The organism is Streptomyces sp. NBC_00525, from assembly GCF_036346595.1.
Lineage (GTDB): Bacteria > Actinomycetota > Actinomycetes > Streptomycetales > Streptomycetaceae > Streptomyces.
Map to the genome: position 1 here is coordinate 4,967,096 of NZ_CP107834.1, position 14,014 is coordinate 4,981,109.

Below are 14,014 nucleotides of genomic sequence, written 5' to 3' on the forward strand. Positions count from 1 at the left end.
AGAGACACCCATGACCACTGCAACCGCCGAATCCGTGCTGCGCGTCGAGAAGGGCCTTGCCGACCCCGAGGAGCTGGCCGCCATCACCGCGGTCCTCCTCGCCCGCGCCGCCGCCCAGCCCGCCGACGCCCCCCGCCCCCACCGGAACACGGCGGGCTGGCGCCGCCTGGAGCGCACCCCCGGCTTCCGGGCGCCCCACAGCTGGCAGGGCTGACGCCCGGCCCGCACACGCGCACCGCAGTACGTCAAAGGCCCCGCACTCCGAGGAGTGCGGGGCCTTCGGCGTACGGGATGCGCTAGCGCAGGCGGGCCATGAGCGCGTGCTCGACGAGCGTGATGAGCGCGCTCTTGGCGTCCGCGCGGTGCCGCGCGTCCGTCGTCAGGATCGGGGTGTCCGGCCCGATCTGGAGCGCCTCGCGCACCTCGTCGGGGGTGTAGGGCTGGTGTCCGTCGAAGCCGTTGAGGGCGATGACGAACGGCAGCCCGCTGTTCTCGAAGTAGTCGACCGCCGGGAAGCAGTCCGCGAGACGGCGGGTGTCGACCAGCACCACCGCGCCGATCGCCCCCCGCACCAGGTCGTCCCACATGAACCAGAAACGGTCCTGGCCCGGCGTACCGAAGAGGTACAGGATCAGATCCTGGTCGAGCGTGATGCGGCCGAAGTCCATCGCCACCGTCGTGGTGGTCTTGTCCCCCGTGTGCGTCAGGTCGTCGATGCCCGCCGAGGCGGACGTCATCACGGCTTCGGTGCGCAGCGGATTGATCTCCGAAACGGCACCGACAAACGTGGTCTTACCCACGCCGAAGCCCCCTGCCACCACGATCTTCGCCGAGGTAGTGGAGCGGGCCGCTCCGCCGCTAGAGCTTGCGAAGTCCACTGAGCACCCTTTCGAGCAGTGTCACATCTGGCTGGCCGCCGGCGGACTCGTCGCCGCCGGGCTGATGGATAGCGACGAGTCCGGCCTCGGCCAGGTCGGCAACGAGAATCCGGGCAACGCCGAGAGGGATCGAGAGGAGGGCCGAAATCTCGGCCACCGACTTGATCTCGAAGCACAGCCGGCAGATCCGCTGATGCTCGGGCAACTGCCCTTGCAGCCGGGACGGATCAGCCGTGGTACTGACCAACGCCTCAATGGCGAGTTGGTAGCGCGGTCGGGTCCGGCCGCCTGTCATGGCGTACGGACGGACCAGTGGGTTGTGCGCGGCCGGAGCCGCCGGTTCGGGAGCCTGCCGCGGCTGCTGCACCGGCTGGATACGGGGCTCCTGCCGGGGCCAGTCGGAGCCGGGCGGCCCGTAATGCGGCTGCCCGTAGGGCCGGTAGGGCTGCTGAGGCTGCTGAGCGCCCTGTCTGCCGGGTGCGGAAGGGTAGTTGAAACGATCGTCCCCGTGCTCACCCGTTGCGTGCCGGTCACCGTCGTACCGGTGCCCGCCTGGGGGTGTACCCACGATTCCTCCTCCGCCTGCCGGACCCGATCCCAGTGGGTCCGCGCCACCGCACCCTATGGTGCGGTGACGCGAAGCGCACTGTCTGGTTACTGGATAAGACTAGTTAAGAAGACTTCCCTGGAGTTCGGCACGGAGGTCCGGCGTCAACACGCTGCCCGCACGGTCGACCAGAAGGGCCATTTCGTACCCGATGAGGCCGATATCGGCGTCCGGGTGTGCGAGAACGGCCAAGGAAGAACCGTCGGATACGGACATGATGAAGAGGAATCCTCGCTCCATCTCCACAACCGTCTGATTCACCGCGCCGCCCTCGAAGATCCGCGAGGCGCCCGCGGTCAGCGAGGTCAGACCGGAGGCGACCGCCGCCAGCTGGTCGGCGCGGTCGCGCGGGAAACCTTCGGACATCGCCAGCAGGAGTCCGTCGGCGGAGACCACCACCGTGTGCGACACCCCTGGGGTGTTCTCCACGAAGTTGGTGATCAACCAGTTCAGATTCTGCGCCGCCTGGCTCATCGGGCTCACACTAACGCTCCTGGTTGTAGGTAGTACTTGTGTCCGCACCCGCGTTGCGTCCCCGCAGGACACCGCGTCGCAGGTTGCTCAGCCTGCCACGCACGTCCTCCGGGGCGCGGGAGACCTGGGGGCCGTCCTGCTGGGTCTGCTCCGCCGTGCCCTCGACCAGATTGGCCTTGGGCACGCGCCGGGGCAGACCGGACGGGGTTATCCCGCCCGCCTTGGGCTCCCGGAGCTTCTCGGCCCGTTCCCAGCGCTCGTCGTTGGCCGAGCGCCAGTCGTCGGAACCGTCGGTTCCGTTGTTTCCCCCGGCGGCCTGCCGTGCCGGGTCGGGCCGCTGCGGCGGTTCCTGCCGCGCGTCCTCCCGCACGGGGCCGGGCCGGCTGTTGCCGCGGCCCGTGGGCTGCCAGTGCTGCTGGCTGCCCCGGCGCGGCAGACCGGCGTCGGTCAGCTCGTGGCCGGCGCTCGGAGCGGGGCCCGAACGCTCGAAGCCTACGCGTTCCCGCTCCTCGGCGGGGGCGCTCGCCGCAGATTCCGTTTCCGCCTGCGCGACCGGTTCGAAGCCACCCTGATACGCGCTCTGATCAGGCCACTCCTCCTGCTGGGGCTGGACGCCGTACTGCTCGTCATAGCCCTGCTCGGGGGTCTCGGGGGCCGCGTATGCCGCCTCCGCATAGCCGTTCTGGGGGGCGTCGTAGCCGGGCTGCGCGGCATAGCCCGCGCCGGCCGCGTACGGGTCGTAACCGCCCTCGTACGCGGCGCCCGGGTAGACCTCCTGACCGTTTCCGGCGTAGGGGTCCTGGCCGCCGACCGGGTACGCGTCCTGGCTGTTGGCCTGGTAGGGGTCCTGGCCGTTTCCGGCGTACGCGTCCTGGCCGTCGGCCGGGTAGGCGTCCTGGCCGTAGCCGGTCTCGGGGTACGCCTGCTGCTCGGGCTGCTGGTGCTGCGGCGGCTCCTGGCCCTGCTCCGGCTGCTGCGGGAACGGGCGGCGCTCACCGGCGCCCGTCTGGGCCTCCAGCGCCGCCCGGCGCTCCTCGCGGGCCAGCGAGCGGCCCACCGGGTCGAGCCGGCCGGTCTCCCCGGACGCCTCCTCGTAGCGCGAGTCGTCGAAGCCGAGCTCGGCCGCCGTGCGCAGCTGCTGGTGCGGCTGGGCGTCGAGGGCCTGCTGCGGGATGATCGAGGAGACGGTGAAGTCGTCCTGCTCCGGGGCCTCGCCGCCACCGCCGTGGGTGATCGCGTCCGGCAGCATGACCAGCGAGGTGGTGCCGGCCTGCTCGCCCGAGGGGCGCAGCTGGACGCGGATGCCGTGCCGGTCGGCGAGCCGGCCGACCACGAACAGGCCCATGCGCTGCGAGACGGCGGCGTCCACCGTCGGCGGGTTGGCCAGCTTGTGGTTGATGTCGGCGAAGTCCTCGGCGGTGAGGCCGATGCCCTTGTCGTGGATCTCGATCATCACCCGGCCGTCGGGCAGCCGGGTCGCGGTGACCCGCACCTTGGTCTGCGGCGAGGAGAACGTGGTGGCGTTCTCCAGCAGCTCGGCCAGCAGGTGCACGAGGTCGGTGACGGACTGGCCGTGGATCTCGGTCTCGGGGACGCCGGACAGCTCGATGCGCTCGTAGGACTCCACCTCGGACGAGGCGGCCCGCAACACGTCCACCAGCGGCACCGGCTGGTTCCAGCGGCGGCCGGGCTCCTCGCCGGCGAGGACGAGGAGGTTCTCGCCGTTGCGCCGCATACGGGTCGCCAGGTGGTCCAGCCGGAACAGGCTCTCCAGCTGGTCCGGGTCGGCCTCGTTGTTCTCCAGGTCGGTGATCAGGGTCAGCTGGCCCTCGATGAGCGACTGGTTGCGGCGCGAGAGGTTGGTGAAGATCGCGTTGACGTTGCCCCGGAGCATGGCCTGCTCAGCCGCGAGCCGGACCGCCTCCTGGTGGACCTGGTCGAAGGCGCGGGCGACCTCGCCGATCTCGTCGTGGGAGTTGATCGGGATCGGCTGCACCCGGGTGTCCACGCGGCCGGGGTCGGTGCGCGAGAGCTGGTCGACCAGTGCGGGCAGCCGCTGCTCGGCGATGCCGAAGGCGGCGGTGCGCAGCCGGCGCATCGAGCGGCTCATCTGGCGGGCCATGAGCCCGGCGACGACGAACGCGGCCAGCAGGGCGACGAGCACGATGGTGGCGTTGACGACGGCGTCGGTGCGGGCGTCGGAGGAGATCTCCGCCGCCTCCGTCACCGCCTTGTCGACCAGCTCGTCCTCGACGGTGGTGTAGCCGTCGAACTTGGCGGTCGCGGCGGCCATCCAGGTGTCGGGCGTGATGCCCTTGGCCTTCAGCTCCTCGGGGGAGCGGCCGAGACCGATCTCCTGGGCCATGCCGTCGTAGACCGAGCCGTCGATGGTGGGCGGGGCCACGAACGGCACCCCGGCCGCTTCGGCCTTCGCCTTGGCGGCCTTGAGGTCGGCGGCGCCGGCCGCGGCCTTGGCGCTCATGACCTTCTTCAGCCGGGCCGCGTCGGCCTCCGTACCGCCGGAGGTGAACTCGCCGAGGGCGATCTGCTCCAGGTAGTTGTACGAACCGAACGCCTTGACCTGGTCGTTGAACTTGGCCTCGTCCTTGCTGGGGCGGACCAGGAGGTGCATGCCGATGGAGCGCTGAAGCGATTCTGCAGCCTTGGCCAGCTCGATCGCGTAGACGGTACGGCCGTAGCTGGTGATGTTGCCGGTGCCCAGGCCCAGTTCGTTGCAGAACTCCATCAGGGAGTGCTGGACCTGGACGTAGCCCTCCTCGGTCTTCACCGGGTCCATGGCCGCGCTGTAGGCCGCCTTGCGCAGCTGCGGGAGCTTGGGCTCCTCCAGCTTGAACAGCTTGAGGCGGCGCTGGAGGCCCTCCTTGGCCGGCATGCCCTTGACGGCCTCGTCGAACTTCTCGGCGGCGGCGTCGGTCGCGGCACGGGTCCGCGTGACGACCTCGTCCTCGCGTTCGTTCGACAGCAGCGGCTGCGCCGTGAGGTCGCGCTCGTTGAGCAGGGCCTGCCCGTACTCGGCGGCGGCCCGCACGATGAGCGCGGTCTTCTCCGCGTCCTGGGCCTCCTGCCAGGTGTTGATCGAGCCCTTCACCTGGAAGCCGCCCATGACCAGGCCGACCAGGGCGGGGATGAGCAGGATCGCGTTCAGCCGGGTGGGCACCCGCCAGTTGCGCGGGGACAGCCGGCTGGTGCTGCCACCTGCGGGCAGTGCCCCTTCGGACACCTCGGCGGACGGCGCCGCGGCACGGGGCGGCGGGGTGAAGTTGCCCCGCTCCGCCTGCGCCGGGGAGCCCTCGTTGTTACGCCTCACTCGACCAACAACCTCTCGGCTCGGCACCTACGCTGTGCCGTTTTTTCGTTCAGGGCCGTACTACTCGGGAGTCGGTGGAATTGCAGCACGGCCCGGGGCCGCGTTCCAAACAGTCGGAATCAGCGATTCCGAGTGGCTCACGCCTCAGATAAATCGGGCATAAAGAGCGAGCCCCGCCAAAAGGCGGGGCTCATGTGAGCGCAGTGACACCGCTCGTACGCATCCGGTGTCGATTGCGGGGCAATTCTCTTTCGAAACGTTATGAATGCGGGGGCGGATCGTGTCAAAGGACACAGCCCGCCCCCGTGTGACTACGGTAACTGCCGTACCCAGGTACCGACTTGCGGCTACTTGAGGCGGGCCATCAGCGCATGCTCGACGAGCGTGATCAGACCGCTCTTCGCGTCCGCGCGGTGCCGCGCGTCCGTGGTGATGATCGGGGTGTCGGGTCCGATCTGGAGCGCCTCGCGCACCTCGTCGGGGGTGTAGGGCTGGTGTCCGTCGAAGCCGTTGAGGGCGATGACGAACGGCAGCCCGCTGTTCTCGAAGTAGTCGACGGCCGGGAAGCAGTCGGCGAGCCGGCGGGTGTCGACCAGCACGACGGCGCCGATGGCGCCGCGTACCAGGTCGTCCCACATGAACCAGAAGCGGTCCTGGCCCGGCGTACCGAAGAGGTACAGGATCAGGTCCTGGTCGAGCGTGATGCGGCCGAAGTCCATCGCCACCGTGGTGGTGGTCTTGCCACCGGTGTGCGTCAGGTCGTCGATGCCCGCCGAGGCGGACGTCATCACGGCTTCGGTGCGCAGCGGATTGATCTCCGAGACGGCACCGACAAACGTGGTCTTGCCCACGCCGAACCCACCGGCCACGACGATCTTCGCCGAGGTGGTGGCCCGAGTCGCCGCGCCGCCGTTAGAGCTTGCGAAGTCCACTGAGCACCCTTTCGAGCAGTGTCACATCCGGCGCGCCGCCGGCCTCTCCATTGCCCGGCTGGTGGATGGCCACCATGCCGGCTTCCGCCAGGTCCGCCACGAGAATCCGCGCCACACCGAGGGGCATCGACAGCAGGGCCGAGACCTCGGCCACCGACTTGACCTCGCGGCACAGATGACAGATCCGCTGATGCTCGGGCAGCAGCGTCCCCATGTGCGCGGGATCGGCCGTGGTGCTGACCAGGGCCTCTATCGCTAGCTGGTAGCGCGGTCGGGTCCGGCCGCCGGTCATGGCGTACGGACGGACCAGCGGCTGGTCGCCCTCACTGTCGTACGACGCGTGACTGGACGCGCCGTACGGATCGGGTGAGGCGGGTGGCGGGGTCATGAATCCTCCGGGCGTGACAGCAGGGTGTCGGCTTGCCGTCTGAAGGGGCCGGTGGGGGGCTGTAAGCGGCCGGACGGGCGAGGGTTGAGTGTTTCCTGAATGATCGTCTGTGTCACTGGTTCACGGTCGCCTAGTGGAGCAGGCTGCCCTGGAGCTCCGCACGGAGGTCCGGGGTCAGGACGGTGCCCGCCCGGTCCACCAGCAGAGCCATCTCGTAGCCGACCAGGCCGATGTCGGCGTCCGGGTGGGCCAGCACGGCCAGCGAGGAGCCATCCGAGATGGACATCAGGAACAGGAAGCCCCGTTCCATCTCGACCACTGTCTGGCTGACGGCGCCGCCCTCGAAGATGCGGGAGGCACCCGCCGTCAGCGAGGTCAGTCCGGACGCGACGGCCGCCAGCTGGTCGGCGCGGTCGCGCGGGAAACCTTCGGACATCGCCAGCAGCAGGCCATCCGCCGAGACCACCACCGTGTGCGACACCCCTGGGGTGTTGTCCACGAAGTTGGTGATCAGCCAGTTCAGATTCTGCGCGGCCTGACTCATCGGGCTCAACTAACGCTCCTCATGGTGAGTAGGGCCGAGGGGGAAACTTCCGGTCTGGCCGCTCCCCGCCTGGCGCCCCTGCTGGATGCCCCGGCGGAGATTGGTCAGACGCCCGCGTACATCATCGGGCGCCCGCGAGACCTGCGGGCCGGACTGATGGTTCTGCTGCTGGGCGGTACCCGGCACCAGGTTGGCGCGCGGGACCCGCCGAGGCAGACCGGATGTGGTGATTCCGCCCGCTGCGGGCTTCTTCACACGCTCCGCCTGCCGGACGATCTCGTCGTTCGGCGAGGCGCGCCAGGCGCTCGTCGCACCGCTGTCCCCGAGCGTCCGCTGCGGCTGCGGCGCGGGAGCCGGCGGCTCCTGCACGGGCTGCGACGGGACCTCCTGGGACCGCTCCGGTGCGGCGGGCGGCTGCTGCGGGGCCCCCGGCTGCGGACCGCGGAACCAGTTGGTCTCCAGCGTGTCGTACAGCGGGGTGCGGCCGTCGCCGGGCCCGGAGGCCGGCGGCAGCGCTTCGGGCTGCTGCGGCTGCTGCGGCAGCGCCGGACGGAACGGGGCCTCGGGGGCCGGGGCCGCCATGGGCGGACGCGGCGCGCCGAAGTCCTGCCCGTCGCGCGGCCGGGGCGCCGGCTGCTGCGGGGCGCCGAAGTCCGGACGGGCGAACTGCGAGGTGCTCGTCAGGTCCGGGCTCTGCGGGCCGTTGCCGTACGAGCCGGTGTGCTGCTGCTGCGGCGGCTGCTGCGGGCCGTTCGGCCGGCCGGGCGCCGGGGCCGAGAAGTCCGGCCGGGCGAACTCCGCGGTGGCACCGGGCCCCTGACGGTCGTCCGCCGGGGACTGCGGGCCGGCCGGCCGGCGGAAGGCGCCGGTGTTCTCCGACTCCTCGTGGCCGCGCGGCGCGTCGGTGCCCCAACTCGTCGTCTGGGGGCGCTGCGGGGCCGGGAAGCCGTTGTCCTGGCCGCCTGCGGCCGGGGTGCCGCCGGGCAGTTCGGCGCGCGGGCCGCCCACGGGCGGGAGCCGGCGCTCGTCCTGGGCCGGGCCGCGCGGCGCGTCGAAGGCACCGCGGCCGTCCTGGCCGCCCTGGTCGAACCGGGGCTGCTGGGGCTGCGGGTGCGGGACCTGCCGGGCGGGACCGCTCGGCTCGGGGCGCCGCTGGTCGAACAGGCTGGGCCGGTTCGCGTCGCCGCCGCCGTCGCCCCGGGCGCCGAGCCGGGCACCGCCGAACGCACCGGCGAGGCCGCCGCCCTGACGGGGGCCGTCCTGGGCCGGGCGGCCCTGCGGGTTCTGGAACGCCGACTCCTGCGCGCCCGGTCCGCCCGGCGGGTTCGGGCGGTTGCCGTCGCGGGAGGGCAGCGCGGCGCGGGGGCCGCTGCCGGGCGCGACCTGGCCGCGCTGGGGGCCGCCGGGGCCGCTGACGGCCCGGCCCTGCTGGCCGGGGCCGCCGTTGCCGCCCGCGAGCAGCCCGCCGGGGGCCTGCTGGCCGGGCGCCTGCTTCGGGGCCGGCTGCTTGCCGCCGTGCGCGACGTCGACCGGGAGCATGACCAGCGCGGTGGTGCCGCCCGAGTCGGAGGGGCGCAGCTGGATGCGGATGCCGTGACGCAGGGAGAGCCGGCCGACCACGAACAGACCCATGCGGCGGGAGACGGAGACGTCCACGGTGGGCGGCGAGGCGAGCCGCTCGTTGATCGCCGCCAGGTCCTCCGGGGACAGGCCGATGCCGGTGTCGTGGATCTCGACGAGCACCCGGCCGTCGGGCAGCGCGTGACCGGTGACCCGGACCTTCGTCTGCGGCGAGGAGAACGAGGTGGCGTTCTCCAGCAGCTCGGCGAGCAGGTGCACGAGGTCGTTGACGACCCGGCCGGCGACCTCGGTGGCGGGCACCGCGGCCAGTTCGATGCGCTCGTACTGCTCCACCTCGGACGCGGCGGCGCGGAGCACGTCGACGAGCGGAACGGGCCGGGTCCAGCGGCGGCCCGGCTCCTCGCCCGCGAGGACGAGGAGGTTTTCGCCGTTCCGGCGCATTCGGGTCGCGAGGTGGTCGAGCTTGAAGAGCGAGGACAGCTGGTCCGGGTCGGCCTCGCGCGACTCCAGCTCGGAGATGAGCGAGAGCTGGCGCTGGATGAGGCCCTGCGACCGGCGCGAGAGGTTGGTGAACATCGCGTTGACGTTGCCCCGCAGCAGGGCCTGCTCGGCGGCGAGCCGGACCGCCTCGCGGTGCACGTCGTCGAAGGCCGCGGCCACCTTCCCGATCTCGTCGCGGGAGTGGACGCCGACCGACTCGACGGAGGTGTCCACGTCCTGCGGGTCGGACTCGGAGAGCTGCTTGACCAGCTCGGGCAGGCGGTCCTGGGCGACGCGGGTCGCGGTGTCCTGGAGACGGCGCAGCGAGCGGATCATGGACCGGGCCACCACGAAGGCGCCGACCAGAGAGACGCCGAGGACGAGCAGGATCAGCGCACCGGAGATGATCGCCTCGCGCTGCGACTCGTCGCGCAGCTCGCGGGCCTTGCTCTCCATGTCGCTGAGCAGGGTCTCCTCGACCAGCTTCATGGCGTTGATCTTGGTGGTGTCCTGGTCGTACCAGTTCATGTACGAACGGCGCGAGGAGGGACCGCTCACGGCGGTCGGGTTCTCCAGCATCTTCTTGGCGTACGTCTCCGCCGCCTTGATGTCCGGATGTCCGCCCTGCAGCGACGCGGTCAGCTGCTCGGCGTTCTGGCCGGTGGAGGAGTAGATCGTGGTGAACGTGGTGGTGGCGGCGGCTTCCTTGCGCTGCGCGGCCTGCCCGTACTGCTGGTCGTTGCGGTCGAGGTCGGGCTTCTGTTCGTCGTTGGTCGGCAGTGCGGCGGCGATGACCGCGCGCTGGATCGAGGCGTACTCCTTGGCGGAGGAGAACGCCGCGAGCGCACGGGTCCGCTTGATCATCTCGGGGCTGCTGGTCGCCTGCGCCATGTCCTGGGAGAGGCTCAGCAGCGAGGTGATCAGCTGGCTGTAGGCGTCGATCGTCTGGAGACTCGGACTGCCCTTGGCGTACGCCTCTTCGCGGATGTCGCGAATGGCACCGACCTGTGCGGCGATCTGCTGGACGCTGTTGCGGATGCTCTCCAGGGTCTCGTCGCCCTGGGTGTCGCCGATCTCGTCCGTCGCGTCGAAGAACGCGGCCTTCGCCCGGTCGGTCTTCTTGCGCGGCTCGGTGACCTTGAAGTCGGTGGCCGGGACGTTGTTGGAGAGCGGACCCGCCGTCTTGTCGCGCTCCTCCTGGAGCGCCTGCGCCAGGGCGGTCGCCTGCTTCGTCATGCTGGTCAGCAGCTGCATGTGCTCCAGCTGCTGGATGTCGTTCATGGAGTCGTTGATGCGCAGACCGCCGAGTGTGGTCGCGGCGACCACGGGCAGGGCCAGCAGGGAGACCAGGCGCGTGCTGATGCGCCAGTTGCGCAGCGCCAGGCGCGAGCCGGTGTTGACCGGGCCCCGCGCCTTGGGCGCGGCGGCCTGTTCGGACTCGCCGCCGGCGGCCGGTGCGGCACCGGGGTGCCGTTCGCGGTCGCCGTGATCACCGGCCGCGGCCGGTGCGGGGTTCTGGGCGTGCTGGGGCGAGGAACCGCGGTCGGTCCCGCCGCGCGGCTCCTGTTCCGCCGGAGCGCTGCCATCCCTCTTGAAACGTCCCTGCACTAGCGTCGCAACCTCTGGACCAGGCGCTTCTCCGTCGTGAACGGAGGAAACGGTGTCGGCGTGGTGGGGCGTTGGGCCGCCCCCATTTAGGTGGTCGTGAATGACCGGCGCTCTTCCCCTTCCCGCCGCCACTCGGCGCTGCGTTGCGCCCCCTGCGCGCCGGTTTGAAACCTGCGGCGGTGCGTGGAATTTCAGCACAGTGGCGGATCTCCAACAAGGGCCAGGTACCGTGCTGTGACCTGGGTGACACCCTGTGACGAACGTGTGACAAGCGGTATGGGCGGTTCTGGGGCATACCGGACCATTGGGTGCGAGCCTCCTCGAGGGAGGGGGTGTCCCAGTCGCCATGATCAGGAGCGGAATGGCAGGTTCAGGGGTGACATGTCCGTTTCGGCGGTCCAGACCATGTGTCCGAATTGGGGTCATTGTCGGGGTGTTGGTGAGCAAACTCACACAAAGGTCGCGTCGAGTTTCAGCCACCGGCAGGGAATTACATGTTTGGCCGCACGCTTTACTGGGGCGGCAGAACCGACAACCGGCGCCCTCTCGGACGAGCGGCGCCCCGACGACAGGGCCCGTACGGCAGATGAACTCCACGAACCTCGCCAACCCCCGGCGCACCACGCTCGCCCACCTCGAGGACGCCGGGTCGCTGCAGACCGCGGAACTCCGTGAGCACGCGGTCCAGCTGCCCGCGCAGACCGCGAACCCCCGCCGCACGATCCTGATGACGGCCCCCGCCGCCACCCCGCCCGCCGCGGAGTAGCGCCACCGCACGGGGGTGCCCCTCACGCGCCGCCCGCTCCGTCCCCACCGGGCGAAGAGCTAGCCTGGAGCGTCAAGGTTTTCAGGCACCCAGCAAGCAGTGAGGGGCGACAGCAACCCGTGCGCATCGCCAGGTTCTCCATCGACGGCAATGTCGCCTTCGGCGCGGTCGAGGGCGACGGGCCCGACGGTCTCGTCCTCGACATCATCAAGGGCATCCCGTACTCGGAGTTCGAGCTCTCCGGGACCAAGGTCCCGCTGAACAAGGTGCGGCTGCTGCCGCCCGTGCTCCCCAACAAGGTCGTGGCCATCGGCCGCAACTACGCGGAGCACGCCGCCGAACTCGGCCACGAGGTCCCCGACGTCCCCGTCGCCTTCCTCAAGCCCACCACCTCGGTGATCGGCTCCGGCGACGCCATCGAGTACCCCTCCTTCTCCGACGAGGTCCACCACGAGGCCGAGCTGGCCGTGGTCATCGGCCGGATGTGCCGCGAAGTGCCGCGCGAGCGGGTCAAGGACGTCGTCTTCGGCTACACCTGCGCCAACGACGTCACCGCCCGCGACGCCCAGAAGCGCGAGAAGCAGTGGGCGCGGGCCAAGGGCTTCGACACCTCCTGCCCCCTCGGCCCCTGGGTGGAGACCGACCTCGACCCCCGCGACCTCGCCATCCAGGCCACCGTCAACGGCGAGCAACGCCAGCTCGGCCGGACGAGCGACATGATCCGGAGCATCGAGGACCTGGTCGTCCACATCACGGAAGCAATGACGCTGCTTCCGGGCGACGTGATCCTCACCGGCACTCCGGCGGGGGTCGGACCCCTCCACGTCGGCGACGAGGTCGCCGTCACCATCGAAGGCATCGGCACTCTCACCAACAAGGTGATCAAGCGTGGCTAACGCAGCAGTACGAGTACGTTTCTGTCCCTCCCCGACCGGCAACCCCCATGTCGGCCTGGTCCGGACGGCCCTCTTCAACTGGGCCTTCGCCCGGCACCACCAGGGCACCCTGGTCTTCCGCATCGAGGACACCGACGCCGCGCGCGACTCCGAGGAGTCCTACGAGCAGCTCCTCGACGCCATGCGCTGGCTCGGCCTCGACTGGGACGAGGGCCCCGAGGTCGGCGGCCCGCACGGCCCCTACCGCCAGTCGCAGCGGATGGACATCTACAAGGACGTCGCCGACAAGCTCCTGGCCGGCGGCTACGCGTACCCCTGCTACTGCACCACGGAGGAGCTGGACACCCGCCGCGACGCCGCCCGCGCCGCCGGCCGCCCCTCCGGCTACGACGGCCACTGCCGCGATCTCACCGCCGAGCGGAAGGCCGCGTACGAGGCCGAGGGCCGCGCGTCGATCGTCCGGTTCCGGATGCCCGACGAGGCGATCACCTTCACCGACCTGGTCCGCGGCGACATCACCGTGCAGCCGGAGAACGTCCCGGACTACGGCATCGTCCGCGCCAACGGCGCCCCGCTGTACACGCTGGTCAACCCGGTGGACGACGCGCTGATGGAGATCACCCACGTCCTGCGCGGCGAGGACCTGCTCTCCTCCACCCCGCGCCAGATCGCCCTCTACCGGGCGCTCATCGAGCTGGGCGTGGCCAAGGACATCCCCGCCTTCGGACACCTGCCGTACGTCATGGGCGAGGGCAACAAGAAGCTCTCCAAGCGCGACCCGCAGGCCTCGCTCAACCTCTACCGCGAGCGCGGCTTCGTCCGCGAGGGGCTGCTCAACTACCTCTCGCTGCTGGGCTGGTCCATCGCCGAGGACCGCGACATCTTCGACATCGACGAGATGGTCGCCGCCTTCGACATCGAGGACGTCAACGCCAACCCGGCCCGCTTCGACCTCAAGAAGTGCGAGCACGTCAACGCGGAGCACATCCGCCGGCTGGACGTGAAGACCTTCACCGAGGCGTGCGGCCCCTGGCTGAAGGCGCCGTTCGCCCCCTGGGCCCCGGAGTCCTTCGACGCCGAGGTGTTCGCCGAGATCGCCCCGCACGCCCAGACCCGCGTCACGGTGCTCTCCGAGATCACCGCCAACGTGGACTTCCTGTTCCTGGACGAGCCGGTGCGCGACGAGGCGTCCTGGGCCAAGGCGATGAAGGAGGGCTCCGACGCCCTCCTCGTCACGGCCCGCGCCGCACTGCTCGCCGCCGACTGGAACGCGGACGCCCTCAAGGCCGCCGTCCTCGCCGCCGGTGAGCAGCACGGCCTCAAGCTCGGCAAGGCCCAGGCCCCGGTCCGCGTCGCCGTCACCGGCCGCACGATCGGCCTGCCCCTCTTCGAGTCCCTGGAGATCCTCGGCCGCGACCGCACGATCGCCCGCATCGACGCGGCCCTGGCCAGGCTGGCCGCGTAACCCCCCGCGCACACACCGGAGGCCGGACCCCCACGGGGCCCGGCCTCCGGCCTTTTCGGCCCCGCGG

Annotated in this window: 12 protein-coding genes; 4 read left to right on the forward strand and 8 right to left on the reverse strand. The window is 70.9% G+C overall.

Features of this window, described 5'->3' with window-relative positions:
* Window positions 1-10 precede the first annotated feature (10 nt).
* On the forward strand, window positions 11-214 hold the full coding sequence (locus OG710_RS22235) for an acyl-CoA carboxylase subunit epsilon (protein ID WP_330240890.1): 204 nt from the start codon (window positions 11-13) through the stop codon (window positions 212-214).
* Between the two features lie 82 nt (window positions 215-296).
* Here the strand turns inward: OG710_RS22235 and OG710_RS22240 are convergent, their stop codons facing one another.
* From OG710_RS22240 to OG710_RS22275, 8 genes are all read right to left on the reverse strand, one after another.
* Window positions 297-878 (reverse strand): GTP-binding protein, encoded by a 582-nt coding sequence (locus OG710_RS22240; RefSeq protein ID WP_014048542.1) that lies wholly within the window; start codon window positions 876-878, stop codon window positions 297-299.
* Window positions 859-1,446, reverse strand: coding sequence for a DUF742 domain-containing protein (locus tag OG710_RS22245; protein WP_111338427.1), 588 nt, complete (start codon window positions 1,444-1,446; stop codon window positions 859-861). Before OG710_RS22245 ends, OG710_RS22240 begins: the two co-directional genes overlap by 20 nt.
* Before the next feature lie 99 nt (window positions 1,447-1,545).
* Window positions 1,546-1,959, reverse strand: coding sequence for a roadblock/LC7 domain-containing protein (locus tag OG710_RS22250; protein WP_199563693.1), 414 nt, complete (start codon window positions 1,957-1,959; stop codon window positions 1,546-1,548).
* 10 nt (window positions 1,960-1,969) lie between these two features.
* On the reverse strand, window positions 1,970-5,287 hold the full coding sequence (locus OG710_RS22255; RefSeq protein WP_330240891.1) for a sensor histidine kinase: 3,318 nt from the start codon (window positions 5,285-5,287) through the stop codon (window positions 1,970-1,972).
* Window positions 5,288-5,634: 347 nt separating this feature from the next.
* Window positions 5,635-6,219: a GTP-binding protein gene (locus OG710_RS22260; protein WP_028444348.1), complete on the reverse strand. Its 585-nt coding sequence runs from the start codon at window positions 6,217-6,219 to the stop codon at window positions 5,635-5,637.
* The gene (locus tag OG710_RS22265) at window positions 6,200-6,607 is read right to left on the reverse strand and encodes a DUF742 domain-containing protein (protein ID WP_330240892.1); all 408 of its coding nucleotides are present in this window, start codon (window positions 6,605-6,607) and stop codon (window positions 6,200-6,202) included. Before OG710_RS22265 ends, OG710_RS22260 begins: the two co-directional genes overlap by 20 nt.
* A gap of 130 nt (window positions 6,608-6,737) precedes the next feature.
* Window positions 6,738-7,151 (reverse strand): roadblock/LC7 domain-containing protein, encoded by a 414-nt coding sequence (locus OG710_RS22270; RefSeq protein WP_006127850.1) that lies wholly within the window; start codon window positions 7,149-7,151, stop codon window positions 6,738-6,740.
* A 9-nt stretch (window positions 7,152-7,160) separates the two neighbouring features.
* Window positions 7,161-10,820 (reverse strand): sensor histidine kinase, encoded by a 3,660-nt coding sequence (locus tag OG710_RS22275; protein WP_330240893.1) that lies wholly within the window; start codon window positions 10,818-10,820, stop codon window positions 7,161-7,163.
* Between the two features lie 586 nt (window positions 10,821-11,406).
* Between OG710_RS22275 and OG710_RS22280 the strand changes: the two genes are divergently transcribed.
* From OG710_RS22280 to gltX, 3 genes are all read left to right on the forward strand, one after another.
* Window positions 11,407-11,586 carry a hypothetical protein gene (locus tag OG710_RS22280; RefSeq protein WP_111338432.1) on the forward strand — a complete coding sequence of 60 codons (180 nt, stop codon included), beginning with the start codon at window positions 11,407-11,409 and terminating at the stop codon, window positions 11,584-11,586.
* 119 nt (window positions 11,587-11,705) lie between these two features.
* Entirely contained in the window at window positions 11,706-12,482 is a 777-nt protein-coding gene (locus tag OG710_RS22285) for a fumarylacetoacetate hydrolase family protein (RefSeq protein WP_330240894.1), read from the forward strand.
* Window positions 12,475-13,947: a glutamate--tRNA ligase gene (gltX, locus tag OG710_RS22290; protein WP_330240895.1), complete on the forward strand. Its 1,473-nt coding sequence runs from the start codon at window positions 12,475-12,477 to the stop codon at window positions 13,945-13,947. The genes OG710_RS22285 and gltX overlap by 8 nt, the downstream gene beginning before the upstream one ends.
* Window positions 13,948-14,014 lie beyond the last annotated feature (67 nt).

What these genes read in the sequence shown, in the direction of transcription:
- OG710_RS22270 (WP_006127850.1), bottom strand. Translation starts at nt 7,151, where the DNA reads ATGAGTCAGGCCGCGCAGAATCTGAACTGGCTGATCACCAACTTCGTG.
- OG710_RS22235 (WP_330240890.1), top strand. Translation starts at nt 11, where the DNA reads ATGACCACTGCAACCGCCGAATCCGTGCTGCGCGTCGAGAAGGGCCTT.
- OG710_RS22250 (WP_199563693.1), bottom strand. Translation starts at nt 1,959, where the DNA reads ATGAGCCAGGCGGCGCAGAATCTGAACTGGTTGATCACCAACTTCGTG.
- OG710_RS22280 (WP_111338432.1), top strand. Translation starts at nt 11,407, where the DNA reads ATGAACTCCACGAACCTCGCCAACCCCCGGCGCACCACGCTCGCCCAC.
- OG710_RS22265 (WP_330240892.1), bottom strand. Translation starts at nt 6,607, where the DNA reads ATGACCCCGCCACCCGCCTCACCCGATCCGTACGGCGCGTCCAGTCAC.